Source organism: Mesorhizobium sp. GW821-FHT07A06 (genome assembly GCF_059419085.1).
Genome location: NZ_JBWKRC010000003.1, coordinates 506,504 through 522,181, shown reverse-complemented (window position 1 = coordinate 522,181; position 15,678 = coordinate 506,504). Strand labels below are relative to the sequence as shown.

Annotated in this window: 14 protein-coding genes; 13 read left to right on the top strand and 1 reads right to left on the bottom strand. The window is 62.3% G+C overall.

Annotated elements, in window-relative coordinates; genetic code table 11:
* Positions 1-104 precede the first annotated feature (104 nt).
* The 13 genes from AC07SZ_RS13025 to AC07SZ_RS12965 all read left to right on the top strand — a co-directional run bounded on the left by AC07SZ_RS13025 (position 105) and on the right by AC07SZ_RS12965 (position 14,817).
* Positions 105-704, top strand: coding sequence for a hypothetical protein (locus tag AC07SZ_RS13025; protein WP_494914534.1), 600 nt, complete (start codon positions 105-107; stop codon positions 702-704).
* A gap of 76 nt (positions 705-780) precedes the next feature.
* Entirely contained in the window at positions 781-2,010 is a 1,230-nt protein-coding gene (locus AC07SZ_RS13020; protein WP_494914533.1) for a hypothetical protein, read from the top strand.
* A 110-nt stretch (positions 2,011-2,120) separates the two neighbouring features.
* A complete protein-coding gene (locus tag AC07SZ_RS13015; RefSeq protein WP_494914531.1) occupies positions 2,121-2,663 on the top strand; it encodes a hypothetical protein in 543 nt (180 codons plus the stop codon).
* Positions 2,660-5,146 (top strand): N-6 DNA methylase, encoded by a 2,487-nt coding sequence (locus tag AC07SZ_RS13010; protein ID WP_494914529.1) that lies wholly within the window; start codon positions 2,660-2,662, stop codon positions 5,144-5,146. Before AC07SZ_RS13015 ends, AC07SZ_RS13010 begins: the two co-directional genes overlap by 4 nt.
* Positions 5,147-5,149: 3 nt before the next feature.
* On the top strand, positions 5,150-5,662 hold the full coding sequence (locus AC07SZ_RS13005; RefSeq protein ID WP_494914527.1) for a type II toxin-antitoxin system VapC family toxin: 513 nt from the start codon (positions 5,150-5,152) through the stop codon (positions 5,660-5,662).
* A 314-nt stretch (positions 5,663-5,976) separates the two neighbouring features.
* Complete coding sequence (locus AC07SZ_RS13000; protein WP_494914525.1) at positions 5,977-6,813, top strand: nucleotide-binding protein; 837 nt, start codon at positions 5,977-5,979, stop codon at positions 6,811-6,813.
* The gene (locus AC07SZ_RS12995; protein ID WP_494914523.1) at positions 6,810-7,217 is read left to right on the top strand and encodes a hypothetical protein; all 408 of its coding nucleotides are present in this window, start codon (positions 6,810-6,812) and stop codon (positions 7,215-7,217) included. The genes AC07SZ_RS13000 and AC07SZ_RS12995 overlap by 4 nt, the downstream gene beginning before the upstream one ends.
* Positions 7,214-9,028: a type IV secretion system DNA-binding domain-containing protein gene (locus AC07SZ_RS12990; protein WP_494914521.1), complete on the top strand. Its 1,815-nt coding sequence runs from the start codon at positions 7,214-7,216 to the stop codon at positions 9,026-9,028. Before AC07SZ_RS12995 ends, AC07SZ_RS12990 begins: the two co-directional genes overlap by 4 nt.
* Positions 9,029-9,099: 71 nt before the next feature.
* Positions 9,100-11,742 (top strand): MobF family relaxase, encoded by a 2,643-nt coding sequence (gene mobF / locus AC07SZ_RS12985; RefSeq protein ID WP_494914519.1) that lies wholly within the window; start codon positions 9,100-9,102, stop codon positions 11,740-11,742.
* A 178-nt stretch (positions 11,743-11,920) separates the two neighbouring features.
* Positions 11,921-12,307 carry a hypothetical protein gene (locus AC07SZ_RS12980; RefSeq protein ID WP_494914517.1) on the top strand — a complete coding sequence of 129 codons (387 nt, stop codon included), beginning with the start codon at positions 11,921-11,923 and terminating at the stop codon, positions 12,305-12,307.
* An 860-nt stretch (positions 12,308-13,167) separates the two neighbouring features.
* Positions 13,168-13,821, top strand: coding sequence for a hypothetical protein (locus AC07SZ_RS12975; protein ID WP_494914515.1), 654 nt, complete (start codon positions 13,168-13,170; stop codon positions 13,819-13,821).
* A 31-nt stretch (positions 13,822-13,852) separates the two neighbouring features.
* Positions 13,853-14,170 carry a hypothetical protein gene (locus AC07SZ_RS12970; RefSeq protein WP_494914513.1) on the top strand — a complete coding sequence of 106 codons (318 nt, stop codon included), beginning with the start codon at positions 13,853-13,855 and terminating at the stop codon, positions 14,168-14,170.
* On the top strand, positions 14,158-14,817 hold the full coding sequence (locus AC07SZ_RS12965) for a hypothetical protein (protein ID WP_494914511.1): 660 nt from the start codon (positions 14,158-14,160) through the stop codon (positions 14,815-14,817). The genes AC07SZ_RS12970 and AC07SZ_RS12965 overlap by 13 nt, the downstream gene beginning before the upstream one ends.
* Before the next feature lie 77 nt (positions 14,818-14,894).
* Here AC07SZ_RS12965 and AC07SZ_RS12960 read toward each other — a convergent pair whose 3' ends face one another.
* Positions 14,895-15,578 (bottom strand): DNA methyltransferase, encoded by a 684-nt coding sequence (locus AC07SZ_RS12960; protein WP_494914509.1) that lies wholly within the window; start codon positions 15,576-15,578, stop codon positions 14,895-14,897.
* Positions 15,579-15,678 lie beyond the last annotated feature (100 nt).

Here is a 15,678-nt window from a genome sequence, read left to right as displayed (position 1 = left end):
CACCAGGCCGGCGCCATCCAACGATGCACAGGTGTGATGGATTCAATTTGAGTCATTTCGTGACATTCGAAACGTTGCGGAATGACTCGTTTTGAATCGGCGGCTTGCCGCCGATCGGCATCGGGCTCATGCTTTTTGGCATGAAGCACGATCACAATGAGATGGCGGCCAGGTTGGCCACTGATTTTTTCAGTCCGGCAGGGCCTATTCCTGTCGAGCGGCTGGTTACCAGACACATCGACGCCTTTGAGGACATGCGGACGTCCGGGCTGACGTGGGAGCAGATTTCGCGGCTGCTCGCCAACGCAGGCGTTCTGCGTAGAGATGGAGGCGCTTTCCCGCCGTCACATCTGCGCGGCGTCTACGGGCGGCAGCGCAAGCGGCTGCAGGAGAAGCGTGCGGCGAAACCGTCAAGCCGCACGCCACCATTTCCGAACACCGGATTTTTGTCCCCGTCCGCAGCGCCGGCCGATAATCGACCGTTGGTCGCATCTACGCCGGCAGTCGCCGATCCTCGGGCTACGGCAGCGGTAACGAGCACTCCGGCGCTTGAAGATGACGGAGAGGTGCGCACTGGTAGCGGCTGCTCCGAAACCGCCATTGGCGCGATGACAGGCGGGACGAACGAAAGCCCACCCAGCCGCGACCGGAACAGGGTCCTGGCGATGATGCGCCAGGCGGCGCTGGCGCGCCGTTCGACGTGAGGCCGGCATTTTGTGCTTGCGCCGACCGGAAAGGGGCTCATCCTCGATTGAAGTCACAATATTTGGAAGGCGGGACATGACCACAGGGACAATCGATCGGGAAACCGTAGAGGACTGGTCGCGAAGTCGACCGCGGATCATCCTGGTCAATCGTGACGTCAACCCGTCCCCCACAGCCAACGACCTTTCGCCGGAATTGGTCGACCAGTTAGGCGGGGTCCGGTCAGATTTTCTCGTCGCTTCCCGGGAAGAACTGGACCGGATCGGCATCGTGCTTGCGCACGATCAAATTGCCCGGTTTCAGAAGGGAGACCCGATCCTGATTGTTGCCGGCCGTGTCGAGCATCGCGAGGCGTTGAGACGTGGCCGCAGACAGAAGGAGGAACTCGAGCGTTCGGTTCAGGAGGCCTTGGCGGTCCAGACCTATCTCCGCGTCGAGCGGCTGAGCGCCTGGCTGCAGATTCGAGATGGTCGCCGACTGGCGGTCACCGTGCCGGAATTGCGCGATCGCGTGCTGGAGAGTCTTGCGACGAATGCGTGGCTGGACGATCCGAACACCGGCGGCAGTATTACCGAAGAACGGCGCGTCGCGTTCTTCCGAACTCAGTTTGATGCCGGCAGCCGTGTTATCGCGTCATGGTATTCATGGGCTACTCGTCCGGACGACGTATCGAGCGCCGCACGGGAACTGGTCGAGACGGATGCCCGGCGGATGAGTCGCGCGCTGGTCGAGGAAGAAATTCAGCGCGAGATCGACATGGTCCGTTTCATGCTGCGCTGCCTGCGCCAGTCGACTGCCCTCGTATTGACCGCGCATGAGATGAGTGCGGAAATCCGCAAGCACGGCCGCATGACAAGAGGCCAGCAGGCGACGCTTGCTGGCGCCGCAACAGATCGGCCGACTCTTTATGAAGCGGTGCGTGCTGCCCGTGATGGCGACTTCAATCCGTCCGATCTGTTTCCCGGCCTCTTGAATTATCACAACACGCTGGAGCTTTCTCGGTTGGTCGGGAGGCGCAGCCGCGGCCATGATGTCCGCCTCGAAGCTGACTTGGTCAAAGAGATGCGGCGCATCATTGCGATCCGCCAGGAGTTGGATCAGGCCATGCGGCATCTAGAAGGAAAAGGATACGAAGGTGAGAAACGATTGCCTTCCGACGAGCAGGCGGCGGCGCTGATCCTTACACAGGCGGCTTTTGAACTTCACCCGAAGCTCACATGGGCCGAAACGCTGGATAGCGCTATTGCAGCAGGCAGCGCGGTTGTGCTGACGGGAAGGTCCGGCCGCGCCCCCACTTCCCGTTGAAAGTCTCATTTGGGGCCGCTAGGCGACAGGCAGCTTTCAGATCATTCGGCCGAAAAGGTGCATCTTTAGGGCCGTCCGCTGCGCTGCGGCAATCGGTTCCCGCTCAAGGAATGAAACTGCTGGATCGGCGCGCAAAGGCCAGCTATCTTGTTGTGAACAACAAATCGATCGGGGCCATGCGCTACACGCCGAGCCAAGTCCGACATGTGGTCGGTATCACACAGGAAACGCTCCGCCACTGGCGGCGGGCGCTGCCTTCACTCGGTGGTCTCAAGGGGCACGCGCCTGTGTTCCGACCTGGGCAATTGCTCGGCCTGGCAGTAGTGCGGGTGCTCGTCGAAGATCTTGGTCTCACCGTTGGAGCGCTACGCGCTGCCGAACGTGACATCTTCGACATCTGCGGCTCACCCCAGTGGATTCGGCTTGCCCAAGGCCACCTCCTCGTGCGCCCAATCGAGGGGCAGGTCACCTTCGTCGACACGATCTCGGATAATGATCTCGAGCGTCCGGCGATCTTGCTCCCGCTTGAGCCGATCGTCGCCGCGCTCCGCCTAGCGCTCCTCGAAGTCGCACCCGAAGAGGCTCAGCAAAGCATAGCATTTCCGCCAGTCGATGTGAGCGAACGCCGCGCAGCAGGAAGTGGAAGGCCATGACGCCTGCGATCGCCGCCATTGTCAGCGGATTGGGCGGCCTCGGCTACGCGACCGAAGCGCTCCTCTCCGACTATAGTTTTGCCGACGTCCTTTCGCCGGCCGGTGAAACCCGCCGCGTGGCATTCGCGGCATTCACCCAAACGCCGCCATCCTATCGCACGGCCGCCTTCGGCGTGGTCGAGACCGGGTCGGGCGGACCCGATCTGACCGGGCTGAGGGCACTCGGGGCACCGATGATATTCGCCGTGGCCGGCGAGCGCGTCGAGTTGTGGCAAGTCCACGCGAGCAAGCCCGCGAGCCGCACGGCCGTCGTCGCGATTGATGCTCTGGGCGACCTGTTCGCACGCCACGCCGAGCATTGGAGCCCGCGCGCTATTCATCGCGCAAAGGCAATCGATGCTGAGCCGCTGGCTGGCCGCCAGTTCGACTTCGTAGACATCGACCTGATGATCGCAATCGAGGGCGAAGTGCATGTCAAGCTCGATACCTTGCTGCGCGAGACGCTCGCCAATGTGATCGATGTCCGGGGGCGCCCGACCATGGACGCGCGCTTGTTGTTCCAGGCGACCTTCCGATTCCTTGCCGCGAAGATCCTGACCGATCGCGGTCATGAGTCGGCAGCCAATTGGGCGGATGGTAATGTCGACAACGTGTTGCGTGGGATCGACGTCTATTATGGCTTGGGAACCATCGTACCCTCGCCGCGCGATCGCACGCTCTTGGAAACCGTATGGGAAGGTATCCGCGCCGGCATCAATTTCCAGAATATCTCGGCCGACGATCTCGCGTTTGTTTATGAGAATACCTTCGTGACATCGGAAGCACGTGCGGAGTACAGCACGCACAGCACACCGCGGCAAATGGCCGAGCATGTTGTCCGGCGTCTCGAACTTTGGCGGAACCTAGAACGTGTCCGCGTATACGAGCCATTTGCGGGTGCGGGCGTGCTTCTCGTGGCAGCGCTCAGGCAACTGCGCGCCGCGTTGCCGCTTGAGTGGAACGATGAAGAGCGGCATCACTTCCTGACCGCACGTCTCGCTGGCGACGAAATCGACGAATTCGCCTGTGAAGTGGCGAAGCTATCACTCATCCTTGCCGACTATCCCAATCACAACGGCTGGGACATCCAGCAGGCCGATCTGCTCGCCGGCGATCGGCTGCGGACGCGGATCACCACCGACACTTTTGTCATCTGCAATCCGCCGTTCGAGGATTTCGATGCCGATAATCGCAACAGCGCCATCGCACAGCACGATGTTTCCAAGCCGATCGCGGTGCTGGAAGAGGTGATTGCGGCGCGGCCGGCCGGCATCGGATTCGTTCTTCCCTCAAGCTTCATTGTTGAAAAGCGTTACCGCAAGGTGCGAGCCTTGATCGAGAGCCGCTACACTTCCGTCGAAATCGTAGAGATTCCCGACGATGTGTTTTCCGCATCCCGTACCGCAGCCTCCCTGTTGATCGCCCGCGACCCACGGACGGCCGCAGACGAACCCCGGATCACAATCCGATCAAGTGAAGTCACGTTGCGCGACCGTCTACCGTTCCTCAAGGCGGGCATCATCACCCGTAGCCGGTCGCTGACCCGATGGGTGCCGGACACGCCAAGTGGCGATCTGTGGGTGCCAGCTCTCCATGAGATCTGGACCTATCTTTCGGATCGGCCCAGGCTCGGCGATCGTCTCGAACTGCATCGTGGCATCGAATGGTCGGGTCCGCAGGCGAGCGCGTGGAGCCGCGAGCCTCAGCCCGGCTTTGAACCCGGTTTGCATGGTGTCAACGGACATCGGCAGTTTCAGTCTCCACATCCCGTATGGCTCGATTGTCGGCCGGAATCCGCTCGCGGTGGTGCGTACAAGCTGCCGTGGAGCCAGGCGAAACTCATCATCAACGGAGTCCGTCTCAGCCGTTATTCCTGGCGGCTGGCGGCGAGCTTCGACGCCGATGGGCTGGTCTGTTCCCAGCAATTCATTGGGGCATGGCCGAAGGAAGGCGTGAGCGACAAACATCTGCTCGCATTGATGGCCGTGCTAAATGGTCCCGTTGCGAATGCCTTCGCGACGGTCTTCACGTCGGATCAACGCTACCGGCTGACGACGCTGCGCGACATTCCGCTCCCCAATCATCTGCCTCCCGAGATCGCTGAGATGACCGCGACCTATATCGGGCGGCTGTCGCAAGCTCCACTTTCTTTCGATGGTGATACTGCGCTTCAGCGCCTACTCGCCGAGATCGATGGTGCGATCCTCGCGAGCTACGCGCTCCCGGTCCGGCTCGAGCGCGAACTGCTGCGCTTCTTTGAGGGCGCGCGGCGGCCGGTCGCGCATGCATGGGAAGGTTGGCCTGGGCTGTGCGCTGCACCCGGCCTTTCGCTTGCCGAGACCCTCGCCGGTAACCGAGAACAATTCAGGGGCAATTGGGTCAAGAGCGTCTTCGAACCCTTGCCCCAAAGCGAAGCCGACGCGCTGCGCGCATATATCGGCTGATCAATGACCGGATATCTGCTCGACACCTCGGTTCTGATCGCCCTCGTTGATCCTGCCCATGTGCTGCACGCGACGGCTGCTGCAGCGATCGACGCCATGAGTGGCGATGATCTCCAATATGTCTCGGCCGTGAGCGTCGGAGAAATCCGCACGGGCATAGCAAGCGTGCAAAACATCCACGGCCGCACGCCAACACATGCCAGTCAGGTGCTCGCAGCAGCACAGGCTCGCCCGCTGCTGTCGATAAACACCCAGGTTGCGGTCACATATGGCGATCTCAAGGCCGCAATGGTGAGCACGTTCATGCCGAAGGCGAGCAGAAACAAGCCGCCCGCTCATCTCCAAGATTGGATCGACCACGCTACCGGCAAGCGGCTAGGCATCAACGAGAACGATCTTTGGATTTGCGCTCAGGGGTTCGAGCGCGATCTGCACGTCCTCACTTGTGATGGCGACTTTTCGCGGGTGCAAGCTGCCGAGCCACGCCTTGCACTCAGCGTGTTGCGGGTTATCTGAACACCCGACCAATGATCAAGCGCAGCGCTGAAGTGAGTGTCCGTGTGCTCTGTTGATCCGCGTATGCAATCGGAAAGAATCGCGGCGACCCATGGGACGCGTGGCGGCAGAATATCGAGGTATGACCGCTTTCGGGATAAGCTGTGCCAGCGCTGTATGGCTGACATTAGGGCGCTTTTCTGCCACTACGGCGAGCGGCTGCCCCGTAAGGTTGATTTCGGCTTTGGCTCATGAGGTTTGCAAGATTTGTTCCCGAACCTCTCTTGCCCGGATAGGTCGATGCTTGGGTCCTCTCAATTTGAAAGGACCTCCAGATGACCAAACCTCCAGCCCCTTCTCACCCTGTCATCGCTCCGCCGCTGCTGGCGATCGTTGCCGGCGAAAAAGGCGGCGTCGGCAAATCGCTGACCTCGCTTGCGCTGGCCGATATTTTCCAGCTCCACGAGTCGCCGCTTCACGTCCTGCAGATCGACAGCCAGGCGCGGTTGGCGCGGGCGCTCGGCCAGGAGATCACCACGATCCGCGTCGATGCGAAACTGGCGCGCCGTGATCCGGCCGCAGCGGCGCGAGCCTATACGCCGATCTATGAGGCGGTTGAGAAGATCGGCGCGGGTGGTCCGTCCGTCCTCGTCGATGTCGGCGCCAATGAGGGGGCTGGGCTTGCGCAGTGGCTCGGGCTCGTCGATCTCGCCGGTGACCTGGAGGAATGGGGGGTGCCAATGCTTGCCGTCATCCCCTTCGTTGCCGAAAGCGAGGCGATCCGGCAGGCGGGCCACACGGCGCGGCTGCTTCTTGATCGGCTGCCTTTGGCCCGTCTCGTGCTGGTCGAGAACGAGCGTGACGGAACGATCGCCGGGCTCCATCCCGCGTCCGATGCCGTCGCGACGTTCGCGCGCGAGGTTGCGCCGCTGAAGCGGATTGGAAGAACGATCCGCATGCCGTTGATCGAAGCAGGGAGTTGGCGCCCCTTCGAAGCAGCCGGGTGTCGGCTGATTGACGTCGCAGCCATGCCTGTCGATCGGGTTGTGCAGGTGACGGGGTTGCCGCGGGCCGAGGCAAAAATCGTGCGCGGCGACGTCGCGGCGTTCTTCGCCGAGATGCTCGATGCCTTTGCAGGCGTGATCGGCTTCGGCGGGGAGGAAACCCGATGAGCGCGCCCGACGATCTCTCGGCCGTCATCGCCGCGGGCCGACAATCGCGGACAGCCTTTGCCACCGAACTTGCCGCAGCATTCCGGCACGATCCCAAAACATTCGATCCACGGCGCCTGGAGAGGCTCGGTGCTGCCGGCCTGCGGCAGTTTCTAGGCGAGGTCGGCGCACGCAGCAGGACGATGGCTCCTGCGCCGATTTCCAGGGTTGCGCCTGGACGGGTCGGCACAAGCGTTGCCGCCCAGGTTTCGGGCTGGCGACATCTCCGCCGCTCGGAATGGCCGATGTGGATTGCGGGCGTGAGCGCCGGCCTGCGCGCAGGGATCATGGTCATCGGCGCCGGCCTGTTCATCCTGCTCTCGGCCGAACGGATTGCGCCGCTGGTGAGGGAGTTCCTGCGATGAACCCGTTTCTGGAAACACGCTCGCCCTGGCCGGCGCGAATGGCATGCGGTTTCACTGCCATACTGGTGTTTACGCTCTCGCTATCCGCTCTTTTCGTTATCCTGCCGCCGGTCATGGTTCGACCCGACGGCAGCTCGGCGGTTTTCCGTCTCCTGCCGCTTGCGAAAGAACTCTGGGTGATAGCCGCACGTGCCGATTGCGGAACAGGTATTGCCGGCTTCCTTGCCGTCGATTGCCGCGTCGACGCCGTCTGGCGTGCGGTCAGTCAGCCGGCGGCCGCCTCGGCGCTGATGCCGCGCGCGGTCCTGATTGCGGCGGCGGTGTTTGTCGCGGCATGGGTTGCATTCGGCGGCGTCAGCCACAATACGCCGGCATCCGACCGCCTGCTGAATGTGCGGGGCCGCCGGCTCCGTCAGGACGCGGCCGCCAGAAAATCCCTACGGCGTCATCTCGCCGGAACCGGGCGTCTGGAGAAAGCCGGTTTATGGCTCCTGCCGCATGTCCAACTGCCGCCTGCAGCCGAAAGCTACAATATCCTCGCTGTCGGCACGCAGGGGTCCGGCAAGACGGGGCTGCTACGCGCCTGGCTGGAACAATTGATCGAGCGCGGCGACCGTGTCGTCGTGCACGACGTCAAGGGCGACATGACGGCGGGACTCCCTGCCGCCCGCATGATCCTGGTCGCGCCGCATGATGCACGCTCCGCCGCCTGGGACATTGCCCGTGATATCGGCGATCGCGCGGCGGCGCTGGAATTCGCCACACGCAGCATCAAGGCCGCTCAGGGTGATTCCATGTGGGCGGACGGTGCAAGAGCATTGTGGGCCGACGCCATAGTTAGCCTCGTGCTGGAGCATGGCCGCAACTGGACGTTGCGCCATCTCTACGACCTTCTGACCTCCTCGCCGGAAGCGTTCAAGGACGCTCTGGTCCGGGGTGGCGCGGCAAGCGCCGAGTTGATCGCCTTCGACGACGACGGCGGCGTACAGCGCACCAGCATGAGTCTGCTGATCACCTTGTGGGTTGCCGCATTGACGACGCTCAAGCCCCTGGTCGACGCCTGGGAGGATGTTCCTGCCGGAAAGCGCTTCAGCCTGACGAAGTGGCTGGACGACGACACCAGGCTGCCGGCGACGATCGTCATCCAGAAATCCGCCGAGTATCCCGAACTTTCTGCGCTGGTCGGTGGGCTGCTGATCGAGCGGCTGGCGGGCTTGGCGCTGGCACCCGGCCGCAAGCGCAATCCGGCCCAAAAAATCACGCTGGTGCTGGACGAGCTGGCCGAGCTCGGGCGGCTCGACCGACTGCCGAACCTTCTGTCGGTCGGTCGAGAGGTCGGCGTCATCACTATCGCCGCCGTCCAGGATCTCGGCCAGCTCACCGCACTCTATGGCGAGACGGTCGCTCACACGCTGGAAGCCAGGTTTGGGATCAAGGTGATCGGGCGGCTGACGGCCGGCGACACGGCCGAGCGCATCTCGAAGATTTTTATTGGCGATCGGCTGGTTGAGTTCTTCGATCCAAGGCCTGGCGGTGCGAACGGGACCGGGGCGCCGCAGAGACGTCGCGAAACGCATCCTGTGTTCCCGCCGGAGCGAATGGAGACGGAGCTTGGCGTGCGCAACTTTCGCGGAAAAGCCCTTATCCGATGCCTTGTGCTCGGACTTGGCGATCCGGCTCTGCTCGACGTTCCGTTCACCGCCTGGCCGGAGCGCAGGCTTGCGCATCGGCCTGCCGCGTGGATACGGAAGCGACGGACCCGGCGGGTTGTGCCGGACCGCGAGGACGTGGTCATCAACGGCGATCATTGAACAACCATTTGTTCCCGATTCCCACGGGTCCGATATGAACCAGCATCGGCAGGTAAACGGGAGACCAGTCGATGGTGGCGACGATCGCGGCCGGCACGAGCGCCGGCTATTACCTTGCGCAGTCGGAATATTACCTCGGCGGCGGCGAGCCGCCGGGAACCTGGATTGCAACCGGTGCAGGCTTCGGCATTGTCGATGGCGGGACTGTCGAGCGCAAGCTGTTCGAGCGGCTGCATGCGGCAACCGATGCCGATGGGAAGACACTGCTTTCCAACGGCGGCAAACGCATCGATCGCGTGCCCGGCTATGACGTCACGTTCTCGGCGCCCAAATCCGTTTCGGTGCTGTGGGCGCTCTGCGACAAGGAACTGCGAGGCAGGATCGAGGTGGCGCAGGCCGAGGCCGTCAAGGCGGCGATTCGTGTTCTGGAGAAAAATGCCGCCGTCAGCCGGCGCGGCCGCAACGGGCTACAAAGCGAAGCCGTCGATCTGAGCGTCGCCGCCTTCCAGCATGGGGAGGCGCGTCCGACCGAACATTCGGACGGCCGCATCTTTGCCGATCCGCAGTTGCACACCCACGCCGTCATCCTCAATCTCGCTCGGCGCGCGGACGGCACGGTCGGCACGCTCGACGGAAGACGTCTGTTTGCATGGAAGATGGCGGCGGGCGCCGCCTATCATCTGGCGCTCGCCAGCAACCTTCAGGAACTCGGACTTGGGATCTGCGATATCGGCAGGAACGGCATGTTCGAGATCGCCGACGTCGAAGCGGAATTGGTGAAATACTTCTCCGCACGGCGTGCCGAGGTCGAAGCCGCCCTCGACGAGGCCGGCCTGACGAGTGCTGCGGCGCCGGCGCTCGCCGGCGCGATCACCAAAGCCTCGCGGGAAGCGAAGGCTGCGGACAGGGACGCGGACCGCTTCGCGCTGTGGCGGGACATCGCCCATGAGCGCGGCCATGAAGCGGACAGGCTGGTCGAAACTGCTCTTCAGCTTCACAATCACATCGCCGAGCTCGAAACCGAAGCGGGACGAGAGCAGGCGGTTGCTGATCGGCTGCGGGCCGTGCCTGAGCAGCTTACGCAATCCGAAAGCGTATTCGAGCGCCGTCATTTGGTGGCTGCTGTCGCCTCAGCCCTGGTCGGCAGCGGCCTGCCGGTGGACCGGGCAGAGCGAGCGGTGGAAGCACTGATCGACAACGGCTGTGTCGTCGAACTCGGCACTGATGCGATCGGCGAGATGCGTTTTTCGACACCGGTGATGATCCGCATCGAACGCGAGATTCTCGCCATGGCGCAGACACTGTCGGCTCGGTCCATGCCGGCCCCGTATCGCGATCTTGCCCGGCAATTGGTCGACGATAATGCGCTCAACAGCGAGCAGGCCGAAGCGGTTGCGGTTGCGACTTCCGCGAATGCCATAGCCGTCATCGAAGGGGCGGCCGGTTCTGGCAAGACGACGTCGCTGCGCCCGATCGTCGAGGCGCATCGGGCTGCCGGTTATCATGTCATCGGCTCGGCGACCGCATGGCGGATCGCCCATCAGCTGCGTGACGATCTCGGCATCGAGGCGAAAGCCACCGATGTCTGGCTTGCCGGTCATGCAGCGGGACGGCCGTTCCTCGATGACAAGACTCTGCTGGTGGTCGACGAGGCCGGGCAGCTGTCGAGCCGGCAGATGCATGCGGTGCTTTCCGAAGTCGAACGCTCCGGGGCAAAGCTCGTGCTTGTCGGCGACCGACGCCAGCTGCAGCCGATCGGCGCTGGCGGCGCCTTGTCGATTGTGGCCCGCGCCACGGCGTTTGCACATGTCGACCAGGTGGTCCGGCAACGGGAGGAATGGGCAAGACAGGCAACCATGGCGCTGGCTGCCGGAAAGACAGTTGAGGCGCTCTCCGCCTATGCCGAGCATGGCCATGTTCATCTCCATACCGGACCAAAAGATACCGTCCAGGCCATGGTGGAGACATGGGAGCGCAGTACATTGGACGGTGAGGCCGGCGCCAGCCTGTTGCTGGCCCGGACCAACGGCCAGGTGCGCGAGATCAATGCCGCAGTCCGAACCCGATTGCGCGCGGCCGGCACGCTGCGCGGACCGGAGATGGCGATCGACGCCGTCACCGCTTCGAGTCAGGCGTACCGGCTCGACCTTGCCGTCGGCGAGGAGATCCGCTTCCTGGCTCGCCACGACAGTCTCGGCGTCATCAACGGCACGACCGCCATCGTCACCGCGTTGCGGCAGGAAGCCAGCGGAGATGTCAAGATCGGCGCCCGCATCGGCAACCGCGACGTCTCCTTCACCTGGTCCGAACTTGCAGACGATTCCGGAAAAGCCCGTCTTGCCCACGCCTATGCTTCTACGATCTATGGCGCGCAGGGACTCACGGCCGACCGGGCCTTCGTGCTCATCGATCCCGCCTGCGACCGTCACGATGCTTATGTGGGCCTAAGCCGCGCCAGGGATCGGACGGAAATCTTTGCCGATCGAAAGCTGATCGACGCCGGCATCCGTGCGGAGCAGCCACTGTCGCAACGCGCCGGCATGGCCGAGCCGGAGACAACCGAGCGCCTGGCATGGCTGGGCGGCCGGCTGTCGCGCGCCGGCATCAAGGGCACCACGCTCGACCTGCTCCTGCCGCAGCCCGAGGAATCCCGTCAGCCTCTGGCACACCGCCAGCGTCAGAAGGGTCACTCACACGAAATCGAACTCGCCTGAACGATCGCGTCGGTGGAAATTCCAGCGCGACTGCGCCGAATGGCCGGAGTTACCGAAAACCGATTTGTTCCCGAACTCGTTCGGGTCATCCACGCCACCGTGGTTGTGCGGCTTCGATTGAACCGCACCGGGGTGCACCAGAGAGGCTCCGGTTTCATCATCTTACAGGAGCTTTTGCATGCCAGATGACTGGGACTACTACAACTTCATATCGCTTATCAACGCCCTTATCGACGGCAGGATATCGCCGGAGGATACAACGTCGGGAACTCCACAACCCTTGCGTATCCTGCTCGCTGTTGCCGCGAAGCTCGGCAAACTCGATCGAGGCCATTCAATCGAGTTCCGGCCGAAAGAGGCCGGCATGCTACTCGACATTATCGACCATGCCGTTAATCTGACATTGTCCGGCAAGGCTCCCGCCACCATCTCCGACGGGATCGCCGTCCGGCTCAGCGATCTTGCCTTCGATCTCGACGATCCCATGAGGTGGGCCGTCAGCCTCAGCGCCATCCGCGACGGGCGGTGCAGCGGCGCAATCGAGGTGACCGTTCCGCCTCGGTGAATCCTTTTCTCACAACTGGACCTTACCTCAAAATCAGTCAACCGCCACGCCGGACGAGTGTGGCGGTTGCCGCGTGGAGAATATTTCGAAAATTATCAGTCGTTAAACAGGATGCTGGCGCTGCCGTAATGATGCGATTTAAGTATTAAAAAACACTCGCTACCTTATAGAGTTTTTTTGGGCGTTTAATTGAGAAAATATCATAGATATCTATCGTTAAAACGATACCAGTTTCAAATTAAATTTATCAGCATTAAAAATACAGGTTGACATATAGATTAATCCATGTCTATAATGCTTACGGTATCTGCGAGAGCGGGTGCCAAACATGCGCGACTGTGGCGCTGCTTGCAAGGCTGCCGCAGTTTTCGAGACGATGTGAGAGGTCCCGGATTCCTCCCTGCAAGGGGACACCTCCGGCTCCGCCGGGCGGCCCGTCACCGCCTGTCGGATGATTGATGAAAGAGCGGGACTGCCGCGGTACGGGTTACGACCGGCAGACGAGAGCAAAATAGAGGGGAGCCTGCGTCACCGTATTCCGTGTGGTGAGCCACCAGCAGGCACAAGATGACCGGATCTCAGGCGAGCGGACGCTTCGGAGATCCACGTGATGAGCGCATTCCAGGCCAGACACGTGAAAGGTCATCCATGATGAGTCCAATCCATCAAAACTGTTCGATTGTCCCGTCCGGGATCAGTCAGCCCTAGCGCGTCCGGCGATCACGCCTGACCGTCGGCATCGTCACGGCTTGCCGTGCCCATCCGGCTGTCCGGCATTTTCCCAACACGGACGACGCCCGCATTCCCGCATGGCTGAAGCCGCGGCCCGTGCCCGTCCAGTTTTCGAGAGGTTTTTCCGCATGAACTTGAAGATCAACAACCTAGTCGGCGAAGCGTCCCACGCTGGCAACGTTTCGCTGCGGGCCTTACAACAGGCCGCCAGCGCTTCGCCCGCGTTCGTCAATCAGCAGCCGAACCTGGAAGGTTTCCATCTGCGCGACGTGGTGAACGACACCAGGTCACGCGCCTATTGCGGACCGACCACGGTCGCCGCCATCACCGGCATGCCGATCTCGCTGGTGCGCGACGCCTACCGCCTTGTCCGCCATGGCGCGGGATGGGTCACCAGGCCCCGGGCGCCCCGCATCACCGGCACTTATTGGCACGAGACGGAGCAGGTCCTGCGCCTGCTCGGCTTCACCGGCTCCTGGCAGATCTTCGACAGCGCGCCGACCTTCGCCGCTTTCATGGAAAAGAGGGTGGGGAAAACACGTACCCATCCCTGCGCGGTGTTCGTCACCAGGCATGTCGTTGCCGTCAGCGGCTGGCAGTTCTGCGATACTTTCAGCAAGGGCATTGTGGTCGAGGCAGACGATGCACCCCGCCGCCGTGCCCGGGTGAAGAAGGTGTTTGTCATCACCGGCAGGCTGCCCGCCTCGATCATTCCGAGAAAGGATTATTCCGCCGTCCGGATTCCCACCGGCCGTCCCATCATCGACCGGGTGGCTGCCTGAGATGTTCGGTACAATTAACGAGGTTCAGAAAATGACTCTGCTCGATCCCGCCATCGTCAAACTGGCGACCGCAACGTTCCTGACCATTTCGGCGTTGCCGACAGCCGAGGAACAGACCGCCTTGCTGAAGCGCCATATCGAAGCCAGTCATGTCTTCGTGGGCATCGTTCCGGAAAGTTCCGGCGCCCGCCAGATCCTGATCAAGGGCCAGAAGCTCCTTGAGGATATCGAGGCGAGCGGCGAGCCCCGCGCTCTGATCCGGGGCGCGATCCTTGTTTCACGGGACGAGGAAGCGATTGCCATGCGCGATGTGTTCGGCGACGGCACCAAACGCCATTGGCTTCACTGAACCCTGCCGGCGGGCTCCTGAGAGCCCGCCGGCAACCGCAGACCGACCGCCGGCTGAGGCCTGCAGCAACGGATCTTTGCGATCCGCATCTGCATCATCCCGAAATCCATCCCATCCATTCATCGCAGAAAGGTAATTTCATGCCCAACCATGTCGGCAACAGCATCGTCGTTCGCGGCCCGGACGAGGAGATCGATCGTCTTCTCGCCACCTGCTTTCATCTTCTAGATCCGGAAGAGGACGGCGACGACGAAGGCCTCCAGTTCAATTTCCGGGCCGTTATCCCCGTCGACGACAGCAGCATTGAGGCCTTCATCCGGCATCCCGATATGAACGTGCTGCGCCGGCAGGCGTGGGGCACGAAGTGGAACGCCTATGACGGCGCGATTGTGTCGAGAGATCCAGGATGTCTCAATTTCGAGTTCAATACGGCCTGGGACTTTCCCGAACCGGTGTACCGGAAGCTGGGCAAGATGTTTCCGCAGCTCAGCTTCGACATTGCGGCGATCGACCCGGGCGAGTGGTGGGCCGTCACCGCGATCATCGCAGGAGGCAAAGCCGTTTTCGACAGGAAGGCCGACTGCAAAACAGTCTACGAACGCGTTTACAAGGAGTCGTTCGAAGCCGCGCTGCAGCCCGATACGTAAGAGCTCTGGATCGGGGAGAACCACAATCAAAAAGAGACCGGCACGCCGGCCTCTTTTACTATGTCAGAAATGGCCGCTTACGCGGCCACCTCCCGGGTTTCGGTTTCCGCGATGCGGCGGCTCGCTGTGGCATGGTGCCCGGCATCCAGTTCGATGCCGATGAAGCGGCGGCCGAACTCGCGGGCGGCGACCAGGGTCGAACCGGAACCGCAGAAGGGATCGAGAACGATGTCGCCCGGATTGGTAAAGCCTTCGATCAGGGGCTTCAGCACCGACACCGGCTTCTGCGTCGGATGGAATTCATTCCGCTCGTAGTGCCAGTCCAGCACATCTGGGATCGGGATCAGCGGCAGTTGCACCTGTCCTTTGGCGAGTAGGTAGGCTTGTTCGTGGTGGTAGCTCAGGAAGCGTTTGGCTGAGGCGTACCGTTTGCGGAAAACCACATGGCCGACCGGGCGAAAACCTGCGGCGCGCCAGGCGGTCAGAAACGTGTCGGCCTGGTTCCAGCCGTAGAAACTGATGCAGAAGCCGCCCGACTTGAGAACTCGGTGCGCTTCGGCGAAGGCCGGCGCCAGCCAGCGGGCGTTGTCGTCGTTCCTCACCGACTGTCCGTCGCGCGACCGGTAGCGAGTGATGTAGGGCGGATCGGTCAGGATCATGTCGACCGAGTTGGCCTCCATGCCGCGCATGACGTCGATGCAGTCGCCGTGGATGACGGTGTCGGCCGGATGCTGCGAATTCTGATTGCTGGTGGTGGTCATTGTCTTCTCTCCTGTTTCGGTTCGTCCCGTTGGACGCGCAGGAGAAGGGCCTGACGCGAAAGCCGCACCGTCACCGATCAGAGGGGAACGGCTTGCCCGT

Bases quoted from the DNA above. Each gene is read 5' to 3' on its own strand.
- AC07SZ_RS12960 (WP_494914509.1), bottom strand. From the start codon at position 15,578: ATGACCACCACCAGCAATCAGAATTCGCAGCATCCGGCCGACACCGTC.
- AC07SZ_RS12975 (WP_494914515.1), top strand. From the start codon at position 13,168: ATGAACTTGAAGATCAACAACCTAGTCGGCGAAGCGTCCCACGCTGGC.
- AC07SZ_RS13005 (WP_494914527.1), top strand. From the start codon at position 5,150: ATGACCGGATATCTGCTCGACACCTCGGTTCTGATCGCCCTCGTTGAT.
- AC07SZ_RS13000 (WP_494914525.1), top strand. From the start codon at position 5,977: ATGACCAAACCTCCAGCCCCTTCTCACCCTGTCATCGCTCCGCCGCTG.
- AC07SZ_RS13010 (WP_494914529.1), top strand. From the start codon at position 2,660: ATGACGCCTGCGATCGCCGCCATTGTCAGCGGATTGGGCGGCCTCGGC.
- AC07SZ_RS12990 (WP_494914521.1), top strand. From the start codon at position 7,214: ATGAACCCGTTTCTGGAAACACGCTCGCCCTGGCCGGCGCGAATGGCA.
- AC07SZ_RS13015 (WP_494914531.1), top strand. From the start codon at position 2,121: ATGAAACTGCTGGATCGGCGCGCAAAGGCCAGCTATCTTGTTGTGAAC.
- AC07SZ_RS13020 (WP_494914533.1), top strand. From the start codon at position 781: ATGACCACAGGGACAATCGATCGGGAAACCGTAGAGGACTGGTCGCGA.
- AC07SZ_RS12980 (WP_494914517.1), top strand. From the start codon at position 11,921: ATGCCAGATGACTGGGACTACTACAACTTCATATCGCTTATCAACGCC.
- mobF (WP_494914519.1), top strand. From the start codon at position 9,100: ATGGTGGCGACGATCGCGGCCGGCACGAGCGCCGGCTATTACCTTGCG.
- AC07SZ_RS12970 (WP_494914513.1), top strand. From the start codon at position 13,853: ATGACTCTGCTCGATCCCGCCATCGTCAAACTGGCGACCGCAACGTTC.
- AC07SZ_RS12995 (WP_494914523.1), top strand. From the start codon at position 6,810: ATGAGCGCGCCCGACGATCTCTCGGCCGTCATCGCCGCGGGCCGACAA.